Origin of the sequence: Qipengyuania rhodophyticola (assembly GCF_042493225.1) — a bacterium.
GTDB lineage: Bacteria > Pseudomonadota > Alphaproteobacteria > Sphingomonadales > Sphingomonadaceae > Erythrobacter.
Map to the genome: position 1 here is coordinate 1,143,723 of NZ_CP170454.1, position 25,774 is coordinate 1,169,496.

The following is a 25,774-nucleotide window of genomic DNA, read 5'->3' on the forward strand; positions in this document are numbered from 1 at the left end:
GTGCCGGATAGTGCGCAGTACGTACCGGATTGTGCGTTGAAGTTACCGAAATCCGCGCGAATCAGGAGCACTGACTGATTCGGTACTTCCTATGTGTTCTATCTATGTTCTTTTCTATTTCCTACACCCTTCCTACATCGATAGCCCGTTCCTGAGACCAAAGCCCAAGGAAGAAAGGAATCGGCAATGACTGACATGGTGCAGTTTTCCGAAGAACAGACCCGTATTGATCTGGCACGGCTGCTGATCGGGGCCGTCAAAGCAAGCGGTCGCACTCGCTGTGACATCGCGCGCGATGCGCAGATCCATAAAGATGCCTTGCGACGCGTTCTCAACGGTAAGCGTTCGGCGACATTGGGTGAAGCAGCTCGAATCCTCCAGGCCAGCGGCGTTAGCCCGCAGCAAGCTCTGTCGATGTTCTTGCTCACCGATGCCGATCAGTCGGCAGAATGGCAGGGAACCGAGATTGGTCGGTTTCTGGAAGACTTCCTGACCGCTCTGCCGATAGCCTTGGCCTGCGAGCTTGGGGGCCGGCTACAAGATGTAAGGCCCCGCTGGGCCAGAGGCACTGCGCACCGTGTTGCGCGGCTGCTGTCTGATCATATTGATGAGCTTGAGCGAAAGGATGTGTTGCTCGGAGATGTCTTTTCAGTGGCCGAAGGAAGTCATCATGGGTGAGCATTTAGGAAAAAGACTGGCCGAGCCGCGCCGCGTGACACGCCTCATTCGTCTTCCAGAAGTGATGAGCCGGGTCGGGCTTGGCCGTTCAACGATTTATCGCTGGATGAGTGAGGGTAGGTTCCCCAAGCCTGTGCAACTGGGTGGGCATGCCGTGGCTTGGTCTGAGGACGACCTCGACGAGTGGATCGCAGGTAAGCTCAACTAGCCTTTGCCTCGAGCTCGCGGTCATTCCAGTCCTGACCCAATTGCGGACGTTAGCTTAGAGCCCAAGGTCACCGCTGGGAGCGCCTTCTAGCAAATGTGAGAACGGCTTTACTTTAAAGCGGCTTCAAGCGCTCGTGCTTGTCAGTCTCGCATTCAGAGTGGTCATTGATCGCCGCCATGACCTGGCATCCGCCGACTTTACCGCCCCTGCAATTTTCGATCATGCGTTTCAGCTCGCGTTCCAGAGCCTCTAGCTGTGCCAGCCGCTTTTGAACTTCGGCAAGTTGCTTCTGAGCGATTGTGTCAACTGCCGAGCAGTCTTGGTCTGGTTCAGTCTGCAATCCAATCAAGTCTTTTATTGCGTCCATCGAAAAGCCGAGTTCGCGGGCATGCCTCACAAATGAGAGGCGTTCCACATCGACGCTGCCATAGAGCCTTTGCCCACTTGCGCTGCGGTCTGGCGTGCCCATCAAGCCGATACTTTCGTAATATCGAATGGTGGTCACCTTGACCTTTGCCGCACTTGAAAGACGGCCAATTGTCATTGGTTTCATAAGAATGTGCTTTTCCCGCTTGCCTCTACAGTCGCTGTAGACTGTATCACTTGACTCGAATCACAATCAAGCGAGTCGAAAAATGCCTCAAACCCAGATTTCAGAGCGATCCAAGAAACAGAAAAAGCTGTATTTCCCGCCCCTGATGCAGTTCGCGTTCTATGGCCTTGCTGGCTATATTCTGGCGAAAAACCTGCCCGCGCTTGCTTACGGATCAGTGTCTCTCTTTTGGCTATCGGTTCCCGTCATTGTGGCTGGGGCGCTGGTGCTTTTCTTGGCAGTTCGTTCGTTCGGGAAGGCGAACACTACCGTAAATCCGATTACGCCTGAGGAAGCCGAGCAGCTTGTCACAACAGGCCTTTATCGCTTCACCAGAAACCCGATGTACTTGGGTATGCTGCTAGTGCTTTTGGGAGGGGCCTTGGCTTTGCAAAACCTTGCAGCATTCAGCGGACCAATTCTCTACGCCCTCTCTATCACGCTCCTCCAGATCATCCCTGAAGAGCGAGTTCTGGAGCAGAATTTCGGAAGCGCATTTACAGCCTACCGCAAACAGACGCGGCGCTGGTTGTAGGAGTGCTGCACATGATTGACCTGCCTTCATGGGTCTCTTGGAGTTTGTTCGGATTAGCGGCCAGTTCGATTTGCGCGATAATCGGGCTTTCCATTTTCGCGGTTTTGAGCGGAAAGTTTCAGTTCTTCCCTCCCCCTTCAGGAAACAGTTGGCAGCACCGCACCTTCATGGCGCTGTTTCGCCTGTTCCTTTACCCATTGCTGGCGCTTTCCCTTCTCGACTTTGCATCTGTGGCTCCCGCTTATGCTGTGCTCCAATATACTTTGGGCCTAGTGCTGTTGGTTGTCGGCTTTGCACTCGCATTCTGGATCACGTTCCAGATGGGCTGGCGCAATGCATTTGGCGAAAAGCACGGCCTGAAAACACAAGGTTGGTTCAGGATAAGCAGGAACCCTGTTTACGTCGCAACATGGGTCGGCATGATTGGTTGGGGCCTGCTCGCCAACACGTTGCTTGTCTGGATATTATTGGCGCTCTGGGCGACCATGTATTTGCTTGCCCCTGTATTCGAGGAACCATGGCTGGAGCAGCAATACGGTCAGGACTATCTGGACTATAAACGCCAAACCAGGCGGTTTCTGTGATGAGCCATCTTCATCGAAACCTGGGCCGTGTTTACCCTTCTTTTGCGGGCTGCATTTTTCTCGCGCTCGGAATAGTAACTCTCATTCAGCCGGAAATCATGAGCTACTATGCGATTGGGCTCGACCAGCCATCTGCCCGGGTGGCTATGCGCGCCATGATCGGAGGCGGCGAGATAGGTATAGGCGTTGTGCTGATCCTTGGGGGGCGCATCAACCTCTCTTCGCGTCAGCTTAGTCTGACTGCTGCCGCAATTTTTATCTGCGTGGGATTAAGCAGAGTTGCGGCTGTCTTCACGGAGGGCGCTGATCTGCTTGCCGTCCAACCGCTGCGTGAAGCTCTCATCGAGATATTGCTCGGCGGCATAGGGCTATGGGCGGCGCGTGGATGGGTGAACGATCAGCTATGAGCATTTTCAGCCATCCAAGTTCCATCATTGATATAAACTTGTATAAATCTTCACGTGTTTCTAAGATGTTCGCTGAAGTGACACGCAAGATTTTGCCTTTTCTCGCGGTATTAGCGATCCTATTCAGCAGCGTGCTGTCCCTCCCGGACGTGCATGCCGAGGAAGGTAAAAGCTTCGCTCATGCAGCAGATCATATCTATGCGCATGGCGCGAACCATTTTGATACGAACGATGCAACGCCAGACCATGATGAACAGGACCATTCGGCCACGCACCACCACAATTGCAGTTTTAGTCTCGCTGACACCAGCGTGCTCCTGCGATCACCTTTCTGGAGTGCGGATAACCTGAGGGGCCCGCTTGCCACTTCATCGCTCGCCTCCCGTGCTTCCCCAGTCCTGATACAGCCTCCCAAAGCCTGACCGACAATCATTTGCGAGCTCGCTTTCGAGCGCGCTCGATTGGTTTCAGTCAGGAGATAAGAAATGCGGTGCATTGCACTGGCCGCGGCCTTGATTGCCGTGAGCACGGGTTTGCCGATATCGGCACAGGAAACAATTACCCTCGATGAAGCGCTCGCCAGAGCGGGCGTTGACGGTCAAGAGGGTACAAGTTCGAACAGTAATCCGCGCGTCTACGGCCCGCAAGCGGAAGCAGAAGCCGCGCGTGCGGCTATCGACCAGGCGCGGCTTCGGCCTAACCCTTCGCTGTCGTTCGAGGTGGAAGACATTGCAGGTTCCGGTGCATTTTCCGGCCTGCGCTCCTCCGAATATACTCTGGCGATCGGCCAGCAGCTTGAACTCGGCGGCAAACGAAGGGCGCGCATCGCGAGCGCACAGGCATCGGCCGACTTCACCGGCTTGCAGAGCGACCTCGCCCTGTCGCAACTCGCGCTGGGCGTTCGTGAGCGATATGTCGAAGCTGTCGCCGCAGGCCAGCGCCTCGTCCTGGCGCTCGAAATCGTCGAACGGAACCGTGAGCTGGCCCGGATCGCCAATGTGCTTGTCGAGGTCGGGCGGGAGCCGCCGCTGCGTGCCATGCGCGCCCGTGCAGCGCTTGCAGAAGCGGAAGCTGAGCTGCAGGCTGCACAAGCTGCCGATCTAGCGGCACGTCAGGCGCTCGCGGCTCTTTGGGTGTCCGGCCGGCCCAACCCGGTTGTATCAAACGTCTTTCCTGATTTAGCGCCGCCGCTCGCTCCGCTGGGTTCCGAAGATCCCTTGCAGCTGCGCATTGCGGATGCGCGAACCAGCTTTGCTGAGGCCGAAATTGCGCGTGAACGCTCGCTCGGCGTTCCCGACCCCACGCTGTCGGCAGGCGTGCGCCGATTTCAGGAAAGCAACGATCAAGCCTTCATTGTCGGGATTTCCATTCCGCTGCCCTTCCGCAACCGTAACCAAGGCAACATCGCGGCCGCTGAAGCGCAATACCGCGCGGCAAGCGCGAGCGAGGCGATAGCCGAGGCGGACTACCGCGTGGAGTTCGAGCGGACGCGAACGCTGTATCTGGCCGCCGAAACGCGGGTGGAGACCCTTTCCAGCGCATCCCTGCCGCAGGCCGAGGAAGCACTCCGACTTGTCGAGATCGGATACCGCAATGGCCGGTTTCCGCTGATCGAAGTGCTGGCAGCTGCCGAAGCGCGCGACGCTATTCGTGAAAATCTGATTCAGGCAGAAGAGACCCGCGGCCTGCTCGCGGCGCGGCTCATCTGGCTTACCGCACAGTGAGGTCAATTTCCATGACACGCAAACAACTCATCGCCGCTATCGGCATCCTTATTCTTCTGGCGGTTTCGGCATGGGCCTTCTGGCCAGAAGGTCAAGATGCTCACTCCGAAGACGAGCATGCCGAGGACGGGCATAGCGAGGAGGGAGACGGTGAAGAAACCAACGCTCCCGAAGGCACCGTGCCGATTACAGAAGAACAGATCACAGCCTCGTCTATCGAAATCGAGACTGTCCAATTTGGCGCTGCTACAGAACTCATATTCCCCGCTACGGTTGCAGCGGCACCGAATGCCAGCGCGCGAATTGATGCGCGTGCATCCGGAGTTGTTAGAAGCGTAAACAAGACACTTGGCGACTATGTCAGGCGAGGTGAGCCGATCGCGCGGATCGAGAGCGCTGATGCTGCCGGACTGGCTGCGCAGGTCGCCGCCGCGCGTGCGCGGGTAAATGAACTTTCTGCACTCTATGACCGGGAAAGGCGGCTGTTCGATGCCAATGTGACGGCTCGGCAGGATCTCGAAGCTGCGCAGGCCAATCTGCAGGTGGCAAGGTCTGAACTTTCCCGCGCGCAAGCCGCATCCGCAGCTGCTGGTGTCAGCGGAGATGGACGGTCGCTCGCTGTGACGAGCCCGATTTCAGGGCAGATCACCAGCGCGCCGATCGTGCTGGGCTCCTACGTCTCAGCCGGTGAAGAGATGTTCCAGATCGTGAACGCGAGCGGCTTGCAAGTGCAGGTTGCTCTGCCCGCCAGCGATGCCGTGAGAATTAGGCCCGGCGACGAGGCAACGCTCGAATTCGGAGAGGAGCGGGAGATCGGCGGACGTGTGCGTTCGATAACCCCCGCGCTCGATCCGGAAAGCCGAAGCGCAACCGCAGTTATTTCGCTCGCTGGAGCGGTTCCCGGATTGCAGCCAGGTGCCTTCTTGCAAGCGCGTATCCGGCCCTCAGGTGAAACCGATGCGACCTCGATGTCGGTGCCTGAATCCGCAGTTCAGATGGTCGAAGGCCGTGAAGTCGTGTTCGTTCGCACGCGAACCGGCTTTCGGGCGACGCCTGTCGTGACGGGAACGCGCTCTGGAGGGCGCATCGTGATCGAGTCCGGATTGCAGAATGGCCAGCGGATCGCGACCGAAAACGCGTTTCTGCTGAAAGCCGAACTCGGAAAGGAGGAAGCCGAACATGGACATTGATCGTTCTGAAAGCGGCTTCGAAAAAGAGCGTAACAACAATGGCGGCCTGATTGGCGGCGTGCTTGACTGGTCGGTGCGCAACCGCTGGGCGGTCGTGGCCCTTGCCCTAGGTGTAGCCATCTGGGGCGCCTTCAATCTTGCGAAACTGCCGATTGATGCGGTGCCGGACATCACCAATGTTCAGGTGCAGATCAACACCGAAGCCCCGGCGCTTTCCCCTTCACAAATTGAAACGCAGGTCACATTCCCGGTTGAGACAGGCCTTGCCGGTATCGACGGGCTTGAAATGACCCGCTCGATCTCGCGCAATGGCTTTAGCCAAGTCACTGCGATTTTCGAAGAGGGCACCGACATCTACTTTGCGCGCTCGCAGGTTGAAGAACGGCTTGCCACGCTCGCCTCTTCGCTTCCCGCAGGTGCGGAACCGTCCATGGGCCCGATTGCGACCGGCCTTGGCGAAGTTTTGATGTATACAATCGAGTTCGAGCATCCGGACGGGACAGATGCGCCAACAGGCGGCTCGGTTGGCTGGCAGAACGACGGCAGCTTCGTCACCGACCGAGGCGAAAGGCTCGACACCGAGCTTGCCAGAGCTGCCTATCTGCGCACGGTGCAGGATTGGGTGGTTGCGCCATTGATGCGGTCTGCCGACGGCGTCGCAGGCGTGGACTCCATCGGCGGCTTTGCAAAGCAATATCTGGTACAACCAGACCCCGATCGTCTCACGGGCTACGGCCTCTCGCTCGATCAACTGATTGTTGCGCTTGAAGCGGCAAACCAGGCGGAAGGCGCCAATTTTGTCGAACGTGCTGGCGAAGCGCTTCTGGCACGTGTCGATTCCCGGCTGACTTCCGTTCAGGACATCGAACAGGCAGTAGTGACGACACGCGAAGGCGTGCCGATCCGCGTTGGCGATATTGCCACGGTCGAAATTGGCGGTGACCTTCGCACAGGGGCTGCCTCGCTGAACGGCGATGAAGCGGTCGTCGGAACGGTTCTGATGCGGGCGGGCGAGAACAGCCGGACGGTTGCCGCTGGCGCTGCAGAAAGACTTGAGGAAGTTCGTGCATCGCTGCCTGCCGGAGTGGTGGCTGAGATTGTCTACAACCGATCCACTTTGGTCGATGCGACCATCGCGACGGTTCGCAACAATCTGGTCGAAGGCGCCTTGCTCGTTATCGTCGTGCTGTTCCTGCTGCTCGGAAACATCCGCGCTGCCATCATTGCCGCTCTGGTCATTCCTCTCTCGATGCTGATGGCAGCCATCGGAATGAACCGGCTCGGCGTATCGGGCAATCTGATGAGCCTTGGCGCGCTCGATTTCGGCCTGATCGTCGATGGCGCCGTCATCATTGTCGAGAACAGTATCGCACGCCTTGCCCATAGGCAGGAGCTTGAAGGACGCCTGCTAACGCTGCGTGAACGCCTCGCTGAAACCCGCGCAGCAGCGCATGAGATGATCAAGCCGACCGTCTACGGCCAGGCGATCATCTTTCTGGTCTTTGCGCCTCTTCTCACCTTCACCGGTGTGGAAGGAAAAACCTTCACGCCCATGGCCATCACCGTCATGCTTGCCCTGGCTTCGGCTTTCATCCTGTCACTGACTTTTGTCCCTGCGATGATCGCTCTCTTGCTGAACAAAAAATTCAACGAGAAAGAAGTGAAGCCAATTCGCGTGGCAAAAGAACGCTATGGTCCACTGCTGCGTAAGACCCTTGCCCGTCCATGGCCGGTCATCGGCACCGGCGTCGGCGTGTTTGCGCTCTCGGCGCTGGTGTTCAGCTTCATCGGCAGCGAATTTACACCTCAACTCGACGAGCGTGATCTGGCAGTGCAGTCATTGCGTATCCCCTCCACTCCGCTCGAGCAGTCGCTCACAATGCAGCGCCAGGTCGAGACACGTCTCACACAGTTCCCGCAGGTTGAGCTAGTGTTCTCGCGCACCGGCACGGCCGAGGTCGCAACCGATCCGATGCCGCCGAACATTTCGGATGCCTATGTGATCCTCAAACCGCGAGAAGAATGGCCCGATCCCTCGCTGTCCAAGGATGAACTCGTAAGCGAGATGGAAGAGGCTCTCGGTGGTCTTGTTGGCAATCTGTATGAGTTCAGCCAGCCCATCGAGTTGCGCTTCAACGAGCTCATCGCAGGCGTTCGCGGCGATGTGGCGGTCAAGCTGTACGGAGATGATCTGACCGCCATGACTTCGGCTGCAAACGAGGTCGCCGCCGTGCTGCGCGGCGTCGAAGGCGCAGCCGACGTGAAGGTCCAGCAGGTCTCTGGCTTCCCGACACTCGATATCGCCTTCGACCGGCCTACTATCGCGCGCTACGGGCTAACCGTCGAGGACGTGGCGCAATCCGTTGCCATCGCGCTTGGCGGTCGCGACGCCGGCCTCGTGTTCGAAGGCGATCGCCGGTTCGATGTCGTCGTCAGATTGTCAGATGCCAATCGCAATGATTTCGACCAGCTCGGCACCTTGCCGATTGTCCTCCCGAATGGCGGGAGTATTCCGCTTAGAGCCGTGGCCCAATTCGAGGTCATCGATGGGCTGGCCGAGGTCCGCCGCGAACAGGGACGAAGACTGGTCATCGTATCCGCCAATGTGCGGGAGCGTGATCTTGGCTCATTTGTCGAGCAGGCCCAGTCCGAAGTGGCCGCAAACGTCGATCTACCTTCCGCGTCGTTTATCGAATGGGGTGGGCAGTATCAGAACTTGCAGCAAGCGCAGCAGCGCCTGCTGATCGTGGTTCCGCTCGCCTTCGCGGTCATCCTGTTGCTGCTCTACATGGCGGTCGGCGGATGGGTTTCGGCGCTCGCGGTGTTCAGCGCGATTCCGATGGCACTGGCTGGCGGGGTCTTCTTCCTGGCCCTGAGAGGCATGCCATTCTCGATCTCGGCAGCCGTGGGCTTCATTGCTCTATCTGGCGTGGCCACCTTAAATGGTCTCGTCATGATAACCGCGATCAAGCAGCGGCTCGAAAAGGGTTTGGAGCTTGGTGAAGCAATAGTCGAAGGCGCAATTGCCCGCCTCCGCCCGGTTCTGATGACGGCGCTCGTCGCCTCGCTCGGCTTCGTTCCGATGGCGCTTGCGACAGGAACCGGGGCCGAGGTGCAGCGCCCGCTCGCCACGGTTGTGATCGGCGGACTGATAACGGCAACAGCGCTCACACTGTTCGTGCTGCCTGCCATTGTGAGCCTGATTTTCGCGGAGAAATCCGAGCAGGCAAAGGGTCACGGAGAAATGCCATGAGCGGCGATCATAAATTCGAGCTTGATAGTGCTGAAAAGCGGCGAACTCTGTGGATTGTCCTGTGGCTCAACGTCGCGTTGGCTGTCAGTTTCTTGTTCGTCGGATATTTTGCCGATTCTAACGCGCTTCTCGCCAATGGTCTCGACAATGCATCTGATGCTCTTGTCTATATCCTGAGCCTTTTCGCACTTAGCCGTTCTCGAGTGTGGAAGCGCAACGCGGCTCGCCTTTCAGGTGGCTTGCTCCTGTTGTTTGCCGCTGGCGTTATTGCCGATGCAATACGTCGCTTTCTGGAGGGGTCCGACCCTGGCGGCATCGAAATGATGGCTATGGCTGCGATCGCAGCCGTAGTGAACCTCATCTGCCTCCGCCTGCTTCAAAACCTCCAGCAGAAGGACGTCAGTCTGCGTGCCGCAACGACTTTTAGCTTCAACGATTTTGTAGCAAATGGCGGGATTATTGTCGCAGGCTTGGTCGTTATGCTTTCCGGCGCGAATTGGCCAGATCTATTGGTCGGCATCGCTGTTGCCGGGATCGCAATCTACGGCGGGATCAACATCCTGCGCGATGCGCATAAGGATCAGCACGATGAAGAAGGCACGACCCATAGTTAGAACTAGAGCCAATTGCTCGTGGCCTTTATACTGGCTCTCACCTCAAACTCTTATGCAAACTGTGGCTTTGCCAGCATCCAAATCGCCATACCGATCATGAACAGGTTTTCGGTCAGCGAAACAAAGCCGAGCGGCACGTTGCTGTCCCCGCCGACACACGCGCATTTAAGTTCACGCTTGTCGATGTAGACCGCCTTGAACACGCTCGCTGCTCCAATTGTGCCGATGAAAAGCGCTACCGGAATCGAAATGATGTTTAGCAGGTGCGCAGTCATCAAGACTCCGGCAAGCCCCTCGGCGAAAGGGTAGATATATCCGTAGGGCACCCACCGTCTTGCGAGCAGGTCATAATTCAGGAACATGGTCGAGAAGCTCTCTACGTCGCGCAGCTTGAGATAAGCGAGGCCGCACATCGAGAAGCTTACGAACCACTCGGCAGAAAGGATTGAGATAGGCTGCCCATTGCAAGCCAGGCCGCTGCAAAGGCCATAAGAGCCATCATACCAAACAGCACAACGACAGGTCGATAGGTAACCCCGTCCTTCTCGACCGCATTCCCGAAATGGGCCGCGAGATCAGTGTATCCGCCTATGCGCTTGTCGCTGATCCAGGCTTGCGGTGTAGTTTTGACACTGTGCTCGTCCTTGAAAGCATCGGTTTCTTCACGCGTCGTAAGATGATGATCTTCGACCCTGTAGCCTTTGCGCTCAAGCAACCACTTGGCCTTCAGGCCTGACGGACAAAGATGATCGGGCATCACCATGCGATAGAGTTTTGCTGTTTTCATTTGAGTCATCTCTGATTGCCTCGAAGAAGTCTTAGTGTTGCTGGGATAGATGCCCTGGCCCGTGGGACAGTTCCGCTCCCCAATACCCTTGCAGGACCACGGCGATGGCAGCGATTGACAGACCTGTACGTAGGGTTCTTCGCGCATGGTCAGGAGGTCTCGCTGCGAGTAGCGCAAGACCAATAGACAATACGGCCAGTCCCGTTCCGACCCACCTGTGCTGTCGCATCAGGGCTTCTCCTCCCATCCACATGCCAGTGTGTATCCAGCCAAAGAGAGCTGCGATGACTGTTCCAGCAGCAGCGAAATAGAGGATGATGCGGACGGTCTGTTCCAGACCGGAGTTGGGGCGAAGGATCAGCAAGGCTTCAACCGCAGCAGCCAACAAAAGCAGCGCAATCGGGAAGTGAACTGTGGCCGGGTGCAGCATACGAAGCGTTTCGAGAGACGAACCTACCTCATCAGCAAGTTCGATCTCGCCCCCTGCTGCGTCTGCTTTCTTGGCAGCTGGCTCATCTCCTACCGCTTGCGCAACAGGCTTTTGCGCCGCCGCAGTGGTGCCATGTTGCTCATCGCCATGCGCCCAAACAGGCACACTTGTGAAAGACGAAAACATCGCAATGCATAAAATCATCATTCTGACGATGATTGTCATAAGTGCCTTCACCTCGTCTGTTTTCCGTATTGGAATACGACCTACTGCTTGGTCATCGCAGTGATGGTGTTGCCATCTTCATTTGATTGGACGGTAAACTCGACTACGTCGCCAACACCGATGTCGGCGCGCACATCCTCGCCCGCATCGAAGGCCATCACCATCTGCGGCCAGCCAAGCTTTGCCACTGGCTCATGATCGACAGTAATTGTGCCCGCTTCAGCATCGATCGCTATCACTTTGCCCACCACGCTGGCCGTTTTCGCTCCATGGCTTGCACCCATCGATGACCTGTCGTGTCCTTCCATCGCCATCTCATCCATGGGCTCGGCCTTGTGCCCGCCGCCGCAAGCGGTAAGCGCGAGAGTCGCAGCCAGCAGCATTACGAGGTTTGAGGCACGCATTCTTCTTCTCCTTCGGATTGTGTTGGCCGCTCGGGCCTGGGGCGCCGCATCAAGAGATATGCGGCGGGGATAACGAACATGGAAAGCAGCGGCGCGGTGATCATGCCGCCCACCATCGGTGCGGCGATGCGGCTCATGACCTCTGATCCTGCGCCGGTTCCAATGAGGATCGGGAAGAGACCGGCAAGAATGACGGCCACGGTCATTGCCTTGGGACGCACGCGCAAAAGAGCGCCCTCCCTGATGGCTTCGCCCACGCCGTCCGCATCGAGGGCACCGCTGCGCCGGGCTAGTGCAGACTTGAGATAGATTAGCATGATGACGCCGAACTCCGCCGATACCCCGGCAAGGGCAATGAAACCCACCGATGTCGCAACAGACTGGTTGTAGCCCATCAGATAGAGCAGCCAGAAGCCGCCGGTCAGGGCAAAGGGCAGCGTGCCCATAACCAGAAGCGCTTCGTCGAACCGGCGGAAGATCAGATAGAGCAGGATGAAGATGATGCCGAGCGTTGCGGGAATGACGACCCGCAACCGCTCGTTGGCGCGGGTAAGATATTCAAACTGGCCCGCGTAAGAGATGCTCACGCCTGCGGGCAGGTCAACACCCTCAGACACCGCTGCCTGAAGATCGCCTACGATCGAGGTAAGATCGCGCCCGCGCGTGTCGACATAAACCACGCTGATAAGACGTCCTTGCTCATTCTTGAGCATGGGCGGGCCATCGCTGACGCTCACCTGCGCCACCGTTCCGAGCGTGATTTGTTGCTCGGATGGGGTGAGTAGGGGAAGAGCGCGCAGTTCTTCCAGGCTGTCGCGGATCTCGCGCGGATAGCGCACGTTGATTGGATATCGAGCCAGCCCTTCGACGGTCCGCCCGATGTTCGCGCCGCCGATCGCGCCGGACACGATCTGCTGAACATCGGCGATGTTCAGACCAAAGCGCGCCGCAGCGACCCGGTCGATGTCGACATCGACATAGCGTCCTCCCGACAGCCGCTCCGCCAAAGCGGAGCTGACGCCGGGGACCTGTTTTGCGACGTTTTCGACCTGCAACGCCACGCGCTCGATCTCGGCCAGGTCCTCGCCAGACACTTTTACGCCGATCGGGCTCTTGATACCGGTTGCAAGCATGTCGATGCGGTTACGAATGGGTGGCACCCACACATTAGCGAGCCCCGGCACCTGCACCGCGCTGTCGAGTTCTTCCACCAGCTTCTCCGGCGTCATTCCGGGCCGCCACTCTTCGCGCGGTTTGAATCGGATCGTTGTCTCGAACATCGTGAGCGGTGCAGGGTCGGTCGCAGTATCCGCACGTCCGGCTTTTCCGAAAACGGTGTCGACTTCCGGCACAGATTTGATCAGTCGGTCTGTCCGCTGAAGCAATGCGGACGCTTCACCGGGAGATAGGCCGGGCAGCGCGCTCGGCATGTAAAGGAGGTCGCCTTCATCGAGCGGCGGCAGGAATTCTCCTCCCAGGCGGGTGAACGGGACCAGCGCTGTAAGGAATACAAGGCCTGCCACAACCAAAGTGGTTTTCGGTCGGCGCATTACCCAATCAAGACCCGGCCGATAGGCCTTGGTAAGCACGCGATTGAGGACGTTGGTATCCTCCTTGGGTATATTCCCGCGGATCAGCCACCCCATCAGAACGGGAACCAGCGTCACCGACAGAATGGCGGCCGCCGCCATGGCATAGGTCTTTGTGAAGGCCAGCGGCGAAAACAGGCGGCCTTCCTGCGCCTGCAGAGTAAACACCGGCAGGAACGATAGGGTTATGATCAGGAGGCTGAAAAACAGCGCTGGCCCCACCTCTTTCGATGCTTCCGCGATCAGCTTCCAGCGCTCATCGTTGGACTTCTGTTCGCCCGGATGGTCCTCTTCCCAATGCTCGATGTGTTTGTGCGCGTTCTCGATCATGACGATGGCAGCGTCCACCATCGCGCCGATCGCGATGGCTATGCCGCCCAGGGACATGATGTTCGCATCGACCCCTTGAAAACGCATCACGATGAAGGCCGCCAGCACCCCCAATGGAAGCGTGACGATCGCCACCAATGCCGATCGCACGTGCCAAAGGAACAACGCGCAAACGATCGCGACGATGATAAACTCGGCGATGAGTTTGCCGGTCAGGTTTTCGATCGAGGCATCGATCAGCTTCGAGCGATCATAGGTCGTGACAATCTCGACCCCGTCAGGAAGACTGGCCTGGAGCACGCTGAGCTTCTCTTCGACAGCCGCGATGGTTGCCCGCGCATCCTCGCCTTGCCTGAGCACGACAATGCCGCCTGCGACCTCGCCTTCGCCATTGAGTTCGGCGATTCCTCGCCGCATCTCGGGGCCAAGCTGGATGGTGGCGATATCGGATAGAGTAACCGGTATACCGTTCCCGACTGATTTGAGCGGGATCTGCCGGAAGTCGTCGAGAGACGTGAGATAGCCTGATGCGCGGACCATAAACTCGGCCTCGCCCATTTCAACCACCGATCCGCCAGCCTCCTGATTGGAAGCTTGTATGGCGCGCACGACATCGCTGTAAGTGACGCCAAGCGAAGCCATCCGGTAGGGTTCCAGCACGACCTGGTACTGCTTGACCATGCCGCCCACGCTGGCGACCTCTGCGATGCCCGGAATGGTCTGGAGCTCATAGCGCAGGAACCAGTCCTGAAGGCTTCTGAGCCCAGCAAGGTCGCTGTTCCCAGTTCGGTCAACCAGCGCATATTCGTAAATCCAGCCCACGCCCGTCGCGTCCGGCCCGAGCGAGCTGGTCACACCTTCGGGCAATTCGTTTTGCACCTGGTTGAGATATTCGAGCACGCGCGAACGCGCCCAGTAGAGGTCCGTCCCGTCCTCGAAGATCACATAGACGAAGCTGTCGCCGAACATCGAATACCCGCGCACTGTTTCCGCGCCCGGCACCGAAAGCATCGTGGTTGCGAGCGGGTATGTGACCTGATCCTCAACGATGCGCGGAGCTTGGCCCGGATAATTCGAGCGCACCACGACCTGAACATCAGACAGATCGGGGATCGCATCGACAGGCGTTGCGCGCACCGCCCAGAAGCCGGCCAGCGTGACCGCGATGGCCGCCAGAACGATGAAAAACCGATTGGCGATCGACGCGTCAATAATCCGCGCAATCATCGTTCGACCTTCCGAATGGACTCGATGCGCGGACCGGTGTCGTGCTGCGAGAACGTGAACTCGACATCGTCCCCCGGTTCGAGACCCTCGACCAAAGAGGCGTCGGCCAGGGCAAAGGGCATCACCATGCTCGGCCATTCGAGGGCGGGAACCGGCGCGTGATTGAGAGTGATCGAAGCTCCGGCAATCTTCGTTATGCTTCCCGTGGCAGTGTAGGTTTTCATCTTTGCGGGGCCGTCGGATGCCATATTCATGCTTCCGTCGATCGATCTGACATCGATCCCGGCCAAACTCGCTTCGGAATCGATCAGGAACTGCCCGGAGGTGACGACCTCTTCGCCTTCGGCAAGGCCTGCCAGGACCTCGGTCCTGCCATTCGCCTCGCGCCCGATTTCGACCTCGGCTGGAAGAAAGGCGCCTTCATCCTGCTTGAGCATCACAAGATTGCGGCGGCCGGTTCGAATGACCGCCTCCGACGGTACCAGCAAGGCTCGCCGTGTGTCGGGTGAAAGCGACACCTGCGCAAACATCCCTGGCTTCAACCTGCCGCGTGGGTTCGGCAGCTCAGCCCGGACGGTGATCGTCCGGCTTGCAGTATCGGCGTTGGGCAAAATGGCCGTGATACGTCCTCCAAGTCGTTCATCGGGAAACGCTGCCAGAGTGGCGCTGACAGTTTGACCCTGCCGTACATTTGCGGCCTGTGCCTCGGGCACTGAGGCTTCCAGCCATATCGGCGAGAAGCCTGTAATCTCGGCCAGTGTCTGACCTTCCATCACCGTCATGCCTGGCCGCACACCGAGCATTGTTACGGCACCGCCCACCGGAGCCGTGACAGTGATCGTGTTTTGCGCTCTGCGTGTGCGTTCAACCGACGCGATCATTGCGTCGGTCATGCCGAGCAGGCGCATGCGCTGCCGCATCGCATCTGCAAGTGCCTGATCGCCGGTATCGAGCACGGCAATGTACTCACGCTGCGCACCGCCCCAGTCAGGGACGAGAATGTCGACTATCGGAGTGCCGCGACCCACGACATCGTCCTGTGCTAGGCCATAGGTGCGTTGGACATATCCGCCCGCTCTTGGCTGGACGATGGCAACATCTCGGCTGTTGTAGGCCAGGACGCCTGTCACGGTGATTTCCGGCTCGAGAACTCCGAACTCCGCCGCTGCCGTGCGAATGCCGAAATTCTGGACTAGGCCCGGATCAATCCGGACGCCCGCTTCCGCAGCTTCTCCCGCGCACTTGGGAACCAGCATCATGTCCATGAAGGGCGACTTGCCAGGCTCGTCAAAGCGCTGTCCGGGAACCATCGGATCGTACCAGTAAAGCACCTCTTCGCACTCCGTCTCGGCGGAGCCCGACATCCCACCCTCGCTCTCATCGCCTATAAGCGAGAGCGCATATCCCGCGCCGAGGCTGACAAGCGCGACGGCTGCCATGATTGCATAGGTTCGCTTTGAAGGGCCGGAGCTGTCGACTGTATTGCTCATGGCTGCTGCTCCCCGTAGGTTAAGCGAAGCATCTCGGCCCATTCCACGGTCGCAGCTTCGCGTTCAAAGATTTCAAGATCGAGCAAGGCCAAATCTGCCTTTGCTGCAATCACATCGATCAGGTCTGCGTTTCCGGCAGCAAAGCTCGCCGTCTCCAGTTCAACCCGTTGCCGGGCCAGCGGCAGTAATTCATCGCGCGCGCGTTCCCATTGACGCTTCGCGCTGCGCCATGAGGCGAGATCGGATTCGAATTGCACACGCAGTGCCCGCAAACGATCGTCGCGCTCTGCCTGCGTAGCGGCGGCTTCTGCCTCGGCGGCACGAATGCGCGGCTTTTGACGTCGATCGGTAAAAATGGGCAGGGTGACCGATCCCATGACAGAGAATGCGTCTCCGAAGGCAGGGTCGCGTCGGCCATAGTTCACGCTCACGCCGAAGTCGGGGCGCAAGTCGGCGCGCGCGAGGTCGGCGTTCGCTTCTGCGCGTCCGGTGGCAGCATCGGCAAGACGGATGACGGGGTTAAGGTCCAGAGCTTGTTCGAGGCTGCCGCTGTCGACATCGGCCGCTGGCGCATCACCCGCGACAGTAGGGTCGTCTGTCTGAATGTAGCTCGAGAGCATGGCGCGCGCGGCATCTCTTTCGGCTTCAATTCTTGTGATTGCATCTTCAATCACAAGGAGCTCGCGGCGAATGGCAAGGCTTTCGGCCGGACGGGCGGCACCCGACGCGACAGCGCTGTTTGCCACCGGCTGAAGCCTGCGCAGATCGCTCAGCGCCGTATGGGCGAAGGCGAGCTTCTCCTCGGCATAGTACAAGTCGATCCAGGCGGTTGATGTGGCGATGTCGATCCGCTGCTGCGCAACTCCAAGCCGCATTTGAGCGACGGCTACATCTGCGCCCGCTACGCCTCTACGGGCTCTGCGCCGTGCAAGGTTCGGGATTGGTTGCTCAATGCCAACAGCAATCTGCGTTGGAAGCTGGCGATCAAACTCGAACGCCACAGGCCCGGTGATTGGCAGGTTTGTAATCCCGCCACGCAAAACAGGATCGGGCAACTCATCTGCGGCTTGCGAGGCATCTCGCGTGCCGTCGATACGCAATTGCGCCGCCTGGAGCAGCGGCTGATCTGCGCGCGCTGCTCGCAAAGCTTCTTCATAGCCAACCGGCTGCGCGAGCACGACCTGCGCCGGCATCAGGGCGGCGGCAAGGATACCGCCTATGGACCGTTTCATGGAAAAATCTCACTCGATGTAAGCGATGCGCACGCCCGGCAGTCCACCACTGCTCGTTGATGAGCAGTGACGCGCACAGACAGCATCTCAACAAGGGGCTGACAGCCCGGCTGTTACATTGGAGTTAGAAGCGCGGAGGCGGGTAGTCAGGCGGAAGCGCTCGACCAGCCAATTGATCAGTTACCGCCGTAAAAAACTGCTTGGTATTAGGGGGAAGGTTATTGGACAGGTTGGGAAGGGTGTTCCCCATCAAAACCGGAGCAACAGCGTTCATGGAAAGCATGCACTTCAACGACATGTCATCACAAGGGTCATTTTGATTTTGACCTGCGTGCCCGGAATGATCCGACGCGTGATGCTTCATCTTGGCGCAGTCCGCCAAGGTCATAGTTTCTGCTTGGGAGAGCGATGCAGCCTCAGCCGAAACCTGAAAAATCAGGCCAAGACACATTAGAACTGCAATGATGTTCCCGAAAACACGCATCGCCGAAACATAGGTGACAAGCGCTTTCCCGACAAGCCGCAAAGTCAGAATAGGCAAGTTGTTCTGGGTAATGGATCTAATGTCTATGTCGGTTGCGGCCTTCTCGAACTCGACCCGACACTGTAATCACCAACCTGCGATATCAATCGGTTCCGTCCACCAAAATCAAAATGCAAAGGTACTATTTAGCAAGTGGGCGGGCCGTTTTGTGGTCCTTTTGATATCTACGCATAGAAACACGTATATTTTTCAGAGGGATAGAGCTTTAATTCGAGTCCTCTTCTGGCACCATTTGCTCATTCATTGTTGTTCGCTGATGGTTGCCAGGGCCTCGGAAAACTGCCAAAAATGCGCAGTTTTCGGCCGCGGTTATTCGCTCGCGTTTGTCTGCAATCGCAGGCTAGTGGGGGCTTTTTGAGGGGCCTTTGACTTCTTCGGTGGCCAGAATTGCCCACCTTTCGCAGAAAAGGCCCCCACATGCCCCTTAATGATATCGTGATCCGCGCAGCTAAGCCTCGCGATCGAGAGTGGAAACTGTCTGACGAGAAAGGGCTTTATCTTTTAGTGACCCCGGCTGGGGAAAGCTCTGGCGATTAAAGTTCCGGATCAATGGCAAAGAGAAGAAACTCTCATTCGGACGCTATCCAGAGGTTTCGCTAAAAGATGCACGTCGATTGCGTGATGAAGCGCGTTCAGCGAAAGCGGCTGGAGTTGACCCTGCAAGAGAACGGCAGGAAGTTAAGGCTCAGGCAAAGCTCGGTGCGTCCAATAGTTTTGAAGCAATTGCCGAAGAGTTTCTAGCAAAGCGAGTAAGAGAGGGCCTTGCTGAGACGACGATCTCAAAGAATCGATGGTTCTTGGATCAACTGCGACCAAGCATTGGTAAACTCCCAGTCGCTGAAATAACGCCGCGAGAAGTGCTAAGGGCTCTTAGAAAAGCCGAAAATGCCGGCAAGCATGAGACTGCGAACCGTATGCGGTCATTTGCCAGCCGAGTGTTTAGGTATGCGATCGCTACTGCCCGCGCAGATGCCGATCCGGCCCACGCTTTGCGGGGTGCGCTGACGACGCCAATTGTGAAGCACCATGCCGCGATCACTGATGCGAAAGAGTTTGGGGCATTGTTCCGGGCGATTGAGGCCTACACTGGTGAGCGGACGACGATGGTCGCACTTTCGCTGACCCGTCACATATTTCAGCGCCCTGGCGAGGTACGCAAAATGCGATGGTCAGAACTGGATCTGACGGAAGCTGTATGGACTATCCCTGGCGAACGAATGAAGCAGCGAGGTCAAGATCACTCAGTGCCGCTATCGCGCCAAGCGCTCAGTCTTTTAAAGACAGTTGAGAACTATTGCGACAGATCTGAATTTGTCTTTCCGTCGGCCCGGACCAAACTTCGACCGATGTCGGAGAACGCGATAAATGGTGCATTGCGGCGTTTGGGTTATGCCCAAGGCGAAATGACCGCGCATGGGTTCCGAACTTCTGCCAGCTCGTTGCTCAATGAATCGGGCAAATGGAACCCTGATGCGATTGAGCGGGCCTTGTCACATCGCGACAAAAATACAATTCGAGGCATCTATAATCGATCGGCGTATTGGCCCGAGCGCGTACAAATGGCGCAGTGGTGGAGCGATTATCTGGATCGATTGAAAAGCGGTGGTGTATAGCACTGGCCACGAAGAGATCGCCTTTCTGGCGTGGCGGCTTTGCGGAACGGTCGGCAAAAGGGCACCAAAATCATCATCGATTTCGCATAACCGCTTTGCGCCTCAGTCCAAGACTTAGCGATCCGAGATCTTAGTTCCGGAAAGCAGACATTCTTCGAGGCCATTCCGGCCAAGGAGAAATGACAATGACCTACTCAAACTTTGACCCCGCTGCTCAAAACCGAGTGCCATGGAACTTTGGAGCGAAGATCGGGCCTAAGCGTCCATTCGATCAGAAACAGATCTGGGCGATCCGTTTCTTCTTAGATCGCGAAAAGCGCATTCGCGATCGAGCGCTGTTCGATCTGGCGATTGATAGCAAGCTGCGAGGCTGTGATCTCGTCGAGCTGAAGATCGGCGATTTGGTTAGTGGTCCAGAAATCAGGACGCGCGCGACAATCACGCAGCGTAAGACAGGTCGACCCGTTCAATTCGAGATTGCGGCGGATGTAAGAGTGAGTTTGTTTGCCTGGCTTGAGCTGAGGGGTGGTGGCGTTGAAGACTTCGTGTTTCCAAGTCGAGTTGATCACAACCGCCACCTGAGTACGCGTCAATATGCGCGGCTCGTCGATGAGTGGGTTGAAGCGATCGGCCTGAGGCCAGAGGAATACGGGACGCACTCGCTGCGCCGCACCAAAACCTCAATCATCTACAAAGCCACCGGCAACATTCGAGCGATCCAAATCTTGTTGGGCCATTCCAAGATTGAGAACACGGTTCGCTATCTTGGCGTCGACATTGAGGACGCTCTTACTCTTGCAGAGAAGACCGAAATCTGACTGCAAACGGGCGCTGGCTCAATACGAGTTGGCGCCCGCCATTGATGGGTCGGTAACGATCTTTTTGGAGCATATCGCTATAACTATAGCTTGGTAAAAGGTACGAGGAGCCTGGAGAAGCCAACCGGATCCTCAAGCTCGGGGAAATGCCCAACATGCTCGAGCCGAACGAGTTCGCAGTTCTTCGCCAACGATAGCGACGAACTCTTATCCGTCTCGGCATGCGATTGATCTTGTTCGCCCCATATTGCGAGCGTCGGTTGCAGAGGTGGCTCGAATGGCGCCTCGCTTGCCGACAGATAATTCTGAAACATCGTTGGAAGCGCGAAGGTTGCCCCTTGGCCAAACGCCTGGGCCGTACAGGTGCAGAAGTGCGCCACCGCAGGCGTGTCGGCCATCGAGTGCTCGTACCAAGCGGGCGCGCGCGGTTTCATCATACGTGGAAAGAGGATTTGGCCAAGAAACGGCGTGGACACGATTCCCTTTGGGTCGCGGCGCTTCTTCCAGAGCATTTCTTCAGACCACGACGGTACCTGGATAGCGATAAGGTGGCTGCACAGCTCGGGGTGTCGACTTGCAACATCAATCGCCGCATAAGTTCCGCCGCACGAAAATGCGAGGATAGCCGGTCCTCCCGCAACCGAGCGCAAGAACCTAGCCACCCCATCGTTCACGGGCCGAAATCCGAAATCGTAGCCAGGTTTGGGCACTGAGAACCCGTTACCGGGCGCTTCAAAAGCAATGACAGTAAATTGCGCTTTCAAGGCGGCGAACAGGGCGTCATAGACTTCCAAGGTGGCAGGGCCGTCGCATAGGAATACGATAGCCGGGCCGCGTCCCGCTTTCCTATATCGGATCAGGCACACATCATCTTCGTAGAAATCAATGTCAGAGCAGGATTGAGATGGAGGACCCGTGCGAGCCCATTGGATGCGCTCCTTCCAATTTCTCGTCTCAAGTCTTGCGGCCATTCTAGAGAGCAGCATCGCGAATATTCCTCATGGAAAGGGGATGAGCACAGCGGACATTGCCACCCGGCCTATCTCGCCGTGCTCATCGAATATTGCACCTTCGCCCAGACCAGTTCCCTCCGGCATCCAGGTTGTCTTGGGCCTTATTCCGATATGCTCGCCGCGCGGATGTCGCGCGAGGGCGACCTGAAGGTTGACGTTGGGGTCGGCCAGCTTCGGCTCGGAAGGACGAGCGAGGCCGTGGGTCCAGTCGGCGGGTCCCAACACGCTCGCAAGCGGAGTAGCATCCGGAGTGATCTCGTCTTTGTGATGGAACCAGACAACTCCATCAGTTCCTGGGCGTATTTCGAAATTGTCCATCAGCCACGGGCGACCATGTGGGGCGGCTCGTGCGGGAAGAGGATCGATCTTGCTAACATCGATGTTAGACGGGTCGTTCGCAGCGATTGCCAACCCCTCAACAGGGTTGATCACGCAGACGGTCGCTGAGGCTGTTTGTTTCCCATCTGCCCAGACCTCGTTGGTCAGCACGCTCGAACGGCGACCCCGGCGAAGAATCTTCGGATTGGTCTTGAGCGGCATGAGAGGAGTCGGGCGGAAAAACTCCACAGACACAGACATCGCCGCTCCCAAGCCTTGCTGCGTGGCAATCGCCTCGATCTCGGCGACCATGACCGAAGCGACGCCCCCACCCTGTAGTCCGGTGAATGGTCCTTGCGCCTTTTCGCCACCAATCCAGTGACCGGTATCGTCTTGTTCAAAAATCGCCATCTTCTGCCAAACTTGATTGAAGTTATTTCAATCGATAGAGAGGTTACGACGACAGAACGGACGAATAAAGCGAGTTTGCTTCATGAATGATGAAAATAACTCATCGATTTCTACCGTGCCCTCGACAACGTCACTCATGGCGTTTGAAAGAGCTGCCGCGCATCTTTCGTTCATCGATGCCGCAGTGGCCTTGGGCAGGACGCCATCGGCGATTTCCCACGCTGTTCGCGCTCTGGAGCAGCAGATCGGCGTAAGCTTGTTTGAGCGGGTGGGCAGAACCGTTCGTTTGACCAATGCGGGGGCAGACTATTGTGAAGCCATACGTCCAGCGCTGCGAGAGCTGGAGTTGGCGACCATCCAGGCTCAACGTGCGCGGCAAACCAATGTGGTGCGGATCAGCGCCTTGCCTTTCTTCACAAGCACCGTCCTTTTGCCCAACCTTGCTAAGTTCGAAGAGAAGAATCCGAGCCTGGAGCTGAAGATTGAGACGTCGAATGCGTTCGCAGACATTCGGCGTGGAGAGGCCGATATCGCGCTGCGGTTTGGCAGCGGCCGCAGTCAAGGTCTGACTTGCAAATCATTGGTTTCTGTAAGAGGGCTGCCGGTCGCTTCGCCGCAATACTTGCAGGACGCGCGCCCCCTCAACCACCCAAGGGACATCCTGAACCACACGCTGATCCATGTGCGCGCAAGCCCAGCGGCTTGGCAAGACTGGCTGACAGCAGCCGGATGCGCGACGGACATGGGCAGTCCTGGTCTCGCTTTCGACTCAATACTAGGCGCACTGGACGCCGCTGAAAATGGCCATGGGATCGCCTTGGCGATGGACCCGCTTATTCGCCGACATCCCTCTTTCGGAACCCGGCTGACGGCACCCCTAAATGAAGCGAACGCCAAAACTCAGGACTACAATTTCTTATGTCAGGAATCGCATTGGCTCTCGCCAAACATTCAGAAAACCTACCGCTGGTTGCAGGATTGCGTTGCTGAATTCGCCGATGCTTGATCGCTCACACCGATTTAAATCCTGAGTTGCCGATAGCACCTTGATACCGTTTCGAAATTGGAGAAAATGAAGATGGGAAAAGTCATTCTGATCACCGGTGCCTCATCCGGCATTGGCGCGCATTGCGCCCGAGAGGCGGTCACGTCAGGGCACAAGGTCGCGCTTGCTGCTCGTTCCAAATCGAAATTGGACAGCCTTGTCGATGAGCTTGGACCTTCGAGCGCCTTTGCGGTCGAGTGCGATGTGACCTCCCCCAGTTCACAAGAAGCGATGGTCGAGGCAGCTGTGGGCCACTTCGGCAGACTGGACGTCGCCTTCGCTAATGCCGGATTGGGTGCAACCGCGACCGGCACCGAGCATGGCAATATCGAGAACTTCAAGGAGATGATCCTTGTCAACAATTTTGGCGTCACCTTGACCTGCAAATTTGCCATCCCGCATCTTCGAAAGAGCAAAGGACATCTCGTGCTGATCGGTTCTCAGGCAGGGCATGTGGCGTTGTCAGGCTCTGTCTATAGCGCGACCAAATGGTTCATCCGCGGCTATGCCAAGAACCTATCCAATGAGCTCACCCCTCATGGCGTGAGGGTGACAAGCATCGATCCGGGGATGGTGGACACGCCATTCTTCGATGAAGAGAAGCCGAATGCACTCAGGCCCGACGATATCTCAAACGCATTTCTCTACGCGATAGAGGCACCGTCGCACGCCCGCATTGCCGAGATTGAGATCAATCCGATGGTCGGCGCGCATCACTCTTGAGGCGAATTGTAGGATGAGTGATTTAGACTGAACAGCGTTGATCGTCGTCGATCCCTACAACGATTTCCTGTCTGTTGGTGGGCGAGCTTGGCTGTTGAACCGCGCGACGCTCAAACGCCTCGGCACGAATGCGAACCTGGTGCGTGTGCTTTCCCATGCCCGCGCAGCCGGTCTGAAAGTGTGCTATGCGCCGCATGCGCGCTATCGCAGGGGACTGTTCGACCATCGCCAGTTCCTGAACCCATCTATCTATCTTGCGCGGTTCTTCCGGACATTTAGCGTCGCTGGTTGGGGTGGCAGGTTTCGAAAGGGCTTTGAGCCGCGCCCAGGTGAGTTTGTCGCAAGCGAGCATCTTGTTTGAAGTGGCTTCGTCGGCACCGACCTGCACGAACATCTCTCCGCCGCGAACATCGCCCATGTTGCCCTGTGTGGCTGTCTCTCGAACACTTGCATCGAATCCACCGCACGCAGCGCAATCGAGCTTGGTTATCGGGTAACGATCGTGTCCGACGCGCTGGCCGCGATGTCAGTTACGGATCACGATGCAGCGATTGAGACAGGTTTTCCCATGTGCGCGCATTCGGTGATCTCAACGGATGAATGGATCGCGGAGCCGGGCCAATGATTGCCAGCCTAGTAGATCGGTTTGGCCGGGTGCTGACAAATCGCCACGCGAAAGGATATGGGCCGTTCGAGGCCCGTCAGACTGCGGTCTTGGTACTGACCCCGCAAAATGACGCGGTTATCGAAGGCGGCGGATTAGCCGGACTTTGCGAAGTTCCGATTGATCGCCAAAAATTGAGCAATTTCTTGCAGCACTGTCGCGATCGTGGATGGGCAATCTATCATTCTCCAATGTCATGGTCAGACGACCAGCTCCAATTCCCGCTCGACACGACAAAGCACATGGATGCGCTGCGGAAAAATAACCTGCTGCGGAAGGGCTCTACAGGTGTGGAACTGGCAGAAGACCTTGTACTTGAGGGCGACCATGTTCTGCCAGAAAGACGCGGCTTCAGTGCTTTTGTCGACACGGGCCTGCATGAGTTGCTGCGCGAGCATCCCCGCTCTCGGGTGATTGTGGTTGGAGGTGTCGCAAATGTCGACACCGATTCTTCCGCGCGAATGGCCGTTGAATATGATTTTGACGTTACCGTCGTTAAGGATCTTGTCGCTTCTTACAGACGGATCGATCTTGCCAATACTATGACTATCACTTTGCCTCGGATCGTAGCCAGGGTCATGACATGCCAACAGTTGGCACCTTGAGAGGAAAGTCGATCGAGCAACTCTCGTGATCGACTACCCGGCAAACTGGGCGATGGCCGCGATCAGGCTGATGATGGCTTGAGCGGCATCCATGACGAAGATGAAGAACATCGGTCCGGACAACACGTACCAATAGCTTTCACCTTGCCGCTCCCCGTTTCGAAGGATGGGGACGTTGAATATGAATTGCGAGAAATGCGCTGCTGCAAGCACAAGCAGCAACAGGCCGCGCTCAATTGAATTCGAGAATAGCGTAGATTCCGTCGCCCACAGCACCACCAACATCAAGGACAGGAGAGCGAGCGCGGCATTCATTCCGCCGAGAAACCGCGCCAATGCTGCGGTTGTCAAAAACACAGGCGATTGTCTTGCTGATTTCGGGACAAGCACCTTGGCTGCGGCCAGTTGCTGAAAGCTGAAATACCGAAACGCGGCGCTGAACCATAACGCGCTGGCAATGAGAGCCATTGGATATGTGATTTCTGCGATCATGATACCAAGACTTCCCGATTAGCTTCGAC

The 25,774-nt window shown here is 57.4% G+C and carries 27 protein-coding genes and 1 pseudogene; 16 read left to right on the forward strand and 12 right to left on the reverse strand.

Annotated elements, in window-relative coordinates; all coding sequences use genetic code 11:
• The first annotated feature begins 186 nt into the window (after positions 1-186).
• Complete coding sequence (locus tag ACFCXQ_RS05410) at positions 187-678, forward strand: hypothetical protein (RefSeq protein ID WP_379553815.1); 492 nt, start codon at positions 187-189, stop codon at positions 676-678.
• Positions 671-886, forward strand: coding sequence for an AlpA family transcriptional regulator (locus ACFCXQ_RS05415; RefSeq protein WP_379553817.1), 216 nt, complete (start codon positions 671-673; stop codon positions 884-886). The genes ACFCXQ_RS05410 and ACFCXQ_RS05415 overlap by 8 nt, the downstream gene beginning before the upstream one ends.
• 112 nt (positions 887-998) lie before the next feature.
• On the opposite strand, the gene ACFCXQ_RS05420 is transcribed toward ACFCXQ_RS05415, so the two are convergent.
• Positions 999-1,439: a MerR family transcriptional regulator gene (locus ACFCXQ_RS05420; protein WP_034960321.1), complete on the reverse strand. Its 441-nt coding sequence runs from the start codon at positions 1,437-1,439 to the stop codon at positions 999-1,001.
• 82 nt (positions 1,440-1,521) lie between these two features.
• On the opposite strand from ACFCXQ_RS05420, the gene ACFCXQ_RS05425 reads away from it, so the two are divergent.
• From ACFCXQ_RS05425 to ACFCXQ_RS05460, 8 genes are all read left to right on the forward strand, one after another.
• Positions 1,522-2,013, forward strand: coding sequence for a methyltransferase family protein (locus ACFCXQ_RS05425; protein WP_379553819.1), 492 nt, complete (start codon positions 1,522-1,524; stop codon positions 2,011-2,013).
• Positions 2,014-2,024: 11 nt separating this feature from the next.
• Positions 2,025-2,597, forward strand: coding sequence for a methyltransferase family protein (locus ACFCXQ_RS05430; protein ID WP_034960320.1), 573 nt, complete (start codon positions 2,025-2,027; stop codon positions 2,595-2,597).
• Positions 2,597-3,004: a DUF4345 family protein gene (locus ACFCXQ_RS05435; protein WP_379553821.1), complete on the forward strand. Its 408-nt coding sequence runs from the start codon at positions 2,597-2,599 to the stop codon at positions 3,002-3,004. The genes ACFCXQ_RS05430 and ACFCXQ_RS05435 overlap by 1 nt, the downstream gene beginning before the upstream one ends.
• Positions 3,001-3,426: a hypothetical protein gene (locus ACFCXQ_RS05440; protein ID WP_379553823.1), complete on the forward strand. Its 426-nt coding sequence runs from the start codon at positions 3,001-3,003 to the stop codon at positions 3,424-3,426. The genes ACFCXQ_RS05435 and ACFCXQ_RS05440 overlap by 4 nt, the downstream gene beginning before the upstream one ends.
• Positions 3,427-3,489: 63 nt before the next feature.
• Positions 3,490-4,728, forward strand: coding sequence for a TolC family protein (locus ACFCXQ_RS05445; RefSeq protein WP_379553825.1), 1,239 nt, complete (start codon positions 3,490-3,492; stop codon positions 4,726-4,728).
• Positions 4,729-4,739: 11 nt separating this feature from the next.
• Positions 4,740-5,918 carry an efflux RND transporter periplasmic adaptor subunit gene (locus ACFCXQ_RS05450; RefSeq protein WP_379553827.1) on the forward strand — a complete coding sequence of 393 codons (1,179 nt, stop codon included), beginning with the start codon at positions 4,740-4,742 and terminating at the stop codon, positions 5,916-5,918.
• Positions 5,919-5,964: 46 nt separating this feature from the next.
• Positions 5,965-9,171, forward strand: coding sequence for an efflux RND transporter permease subunit (locus ACFCXQ_RS05455; protein ID WP_379554554.1), 3,207 nt, complete (start codon positions 5,965-5,967; stop codon positions 9,169-9,171).
• Complete coding sequence (locus ACFCXQ_RS05460) at positions 9,168-9,785, forward strand: cation transporter (RefSeq protein ID WP_379553829.1); 618 nt, start codon at positions 9,168-9,170, stop codon at positions 9,783-9,785. Before ACFCXQ_RS05455 ends, ACFCXQ_RS05460 begins: the two co-directional genes overlap by 4 nt.
• 50 nt (positions 9,786-9,835) lie before the next feature.
• On the opposite strand, the pseudogene ACFCXQ_RS05465 reads toward ACFCXQ_RS05460, so the two are convergent.
• The 7 genes and pseudogenes from ACFCXQ_RS05465 to ACFCXQ_RS05495 form a co-directional block, all read right to left on the reverse strand.
• Positions 9,836-10,581, reverse strand: a pseudogene (locus ACFCXQ_RS05465) (MauE/DoxX family redox-associated membrane protein).
• Between the two features lie 22 nt (positions 10,582-10,603).
• A complete protein-coding gene (locus tag ACFCXQ_RS05470) occupies positions 10,604-11,209 on the reverse strand; it encodes a DUF2231 domain-containing protein (RefSeq protein ID WP_379553831.1) in 606 nt (201 codons plus the stop codon).
• 59 nt (positions 11,210-11,268) lie between these two features.
• A complete protein-coding gene (locus tag ACFCXQ_RS05475; protein WP_379553833.1) occupies positions 11,269-11,631 on the reverse strand; it encodes a copper-binding protein in 363 nt (120 codons plus the stop codon).
• Positions 11,610-14,777 (reverse strand): efflux RND transporter permease subunit, encoded by a 3,168-nt coding sequence (locus ACFCXQ_RS05480; RefSeq protein WP_379553835.1) that lies wholly within the window; start codon positions 14,775-14,777, stop codon positions 11,610-11,612. The genes ACFCXQ_RS05475 and ACFCXQ_RS05480 overlap by 22 nt, the downstream gene beginning before the upstream one ends.
• Positions 14,774-16,267, reverse strand: a complete 1,494-nt coding sequence (locus ACFCXQ_RS05485) for an efflux RND transporter periplasmic adaptor subunit (RefSeq protein WP_379553837.1) — start codon at positions 16,265-16,267, stop codon at positions 14,774-14,776. Before ACFCXQ_RS05485 ends, ACFCXQ_RS05480 begins: the two co-directional genes overlap by 4 nt.
• Positions 16,264-17,499, reverse strand: coding sequence for a TolC family protein (locus ACFCXQ_RS05490; protein ID WP_379553839.1), 1,236 nt, complete (start codon positions 17,497-17,499; stop codon positions 16,264-16,266). The genes ACFCXQ_RS05485 and ACFCXQ_RS05490 overlap by 4 nt, the downstream gene beginning before the upstream one ends.
• A gap of 124 nt (positions 17,500-17,623) precedes the next feature.
• Positions 17,624-18,040: a hypothetical protein gene (locus ACFCXQ_RS05495; RefSeq protein ID WP_379553841.1), complete on the reverse strand. Its 417-nt coding sequence runs from the start codon at positions 18,038-18,040 to the stop codon at positions 17,624-17,626.
• Between the two features lie 548 nt (positions 18,041-18,588).
• Here ACFCXQ_RS05495 and ACFCXQ_RS05500 point away from each other — a divergent pair.
• Both ACFCXQ_RS05500 and ACFCXQ_RS05505 read left to right on the forward strand, forming a co-directional pair.
• The gene (locus ACFCXQ_RS05500; RefSeq protein WP_379554556.1) at positions 18,589-19,656 is read left to right on the forward strand and encodes a tyrosine-type recombinase/integrase; all 1,068 of its coding nucleotides are present in this window, start codon (positions 18,589-18,591) and stop codon (positions 19,654-19,656) included.
• A 185-nt stretch (positions 19,657-19,841) separates the two neighbouring features.
• Entirely contained in the window at positions 19,842-20,474 is a 633-nt protein-coding gene (locus ACFCXQ_RS05505) for a tyrosine-type recombinase/integrase (protein WP_379553843.1), read from the forward strand.
• A gap of 83 nt (positions 20,475-20,557) precedes the next feature.
• Here the strand turns inward: ACFCXQ_RS05505 and ACFCXQ_RS05510 are convergent, their stop codons facing one another.
• Together ACFCXQ_RS05510 and ACFCXQ_RS05515 are read right to left on the reverse strand one after the other, a co-directional pair.
• Positions 20,558-21,460, reverse strand: a complete 903-nt coding sequence (locus ACFCXQ_RS05510; RefSeq protein WP_379553845.1) for an alpha/beta fold hydrolase — start codon at positions 21,458-21,460, stop codon at positions 20,558-20,560.
• Positions 21,461-21,472: 12 nt separating this feature from the next.
• The gene (locus tag ACFCXQ_RS05515) at positions 21,473-22,216 is read right to left on the reverse strand and encodes an acyl-CoA thioesterase domain-containing protein (protein ID WP_379553847.1); all 744 of its coding nucleotides are present in this window, start codon (positions 22,214-22,216) and stop codon (positions 21,473-21,475) included.
• Between the two features lie 82 nt (positions 22,217-22,298).
• On the opposite strand from ACFCXQ_RS05515, the gene ACFCXQ_RS05520 reads away from it, so the two are divergent.
• Positions 22,299-23,222, forward strand: a complete 924-nt coding sequence (locus ACFCXQ_RS05520) for a LysR substrate-binding domain-containing protein (protein ID WP_379553849.1) — start codon at positions 22,299-22,301, stop codon at positions 23,220-23,222.
• A 72-nt stretch (positions 23,223-23,294) separates the two neighbouring features.
• Positions 23,295-23,984, forward strand: coding sequence for an SDR family oxidoreductase (locus tag ACFCXQ_RS05525; RefSeq protein ID WP_298300609.1), 690 nt, complete (start codon positions 23,295-23,297; stop codon positions 23,982-23,984).
• Positions 23,985-24,006: 22 nt separating this feature from the next.
• On the opposite strand, the gene ACFCXQ_RS05530 is transcribed toward ACFCXQ_RS05525, so the two are convergent.
• On the reverse strand, positions 24,007-24,402 hold the full coding sequence (locus tag ACFCXQ_RS05530; protein ID WP_379553851.1) for a hypothetical protein: 396 nt from the start codon (positions 24,400-24,402) through the stop codon (positions 24,007-24,009).
• Between ACFCXQ_RS05530 and ACFCXQ_RS05535 the strand changes: the two genes are divergently transcribed.
• Together ACFCXQ_RS05535 and ACFCXQ_RS05540 are read left to right on the forward strand one after the other, a co-directional pair.
• On the forward strand, positions 24,394-24,609 hold the full coding sequence (locus ACFCXQ_RS05535; RefSeq protein WP_379554558.1) for an isochorismatase family protein: 216 nt from the start codon (positions 24,394-24,396) through the stop codon (positions 24,607-24,609). The two genes, ACFCXQ_RS05530 and ACFCXQ_RS05535, sit on opposite strands and share 9 nt — an antisense overlap.
• On the forward strand, positions 24,606-25,253 hold the full coding sequence (locus ACFCXQ_RS05540; RefSeq protein WP_379553853.1) for a cysteine hydrolase family protein: 648 nt from the start codon (positions 24,606-24,608) through the stop codon (positions 25,251-25,253). Before ACFCXQ_RS05535 ends, ACFCXQ_RS05540 begins: the two co-directional genes overlap by 4 nt.
• A 33-nt stretch (positions 25,254-25,286) precedes the next feature.
• Here ACFCXQ_RS05540 and ACFCXQ_RS05545 read toward each other — a convergent pair whose 3' ends face one another.
• Complete coding sequence (locus ACFCXQ_RS05545; protein ID WP_379553855.1) at positions 25,287-25,745, reverse strand: hypothetical protein; 459 nt, start codon at positions 25,743-25,745, stop codon at positions 25,287-25,289.
• Between the last annotated feature and the right edge of the window lie 29 nt (positions 25,746-25,774).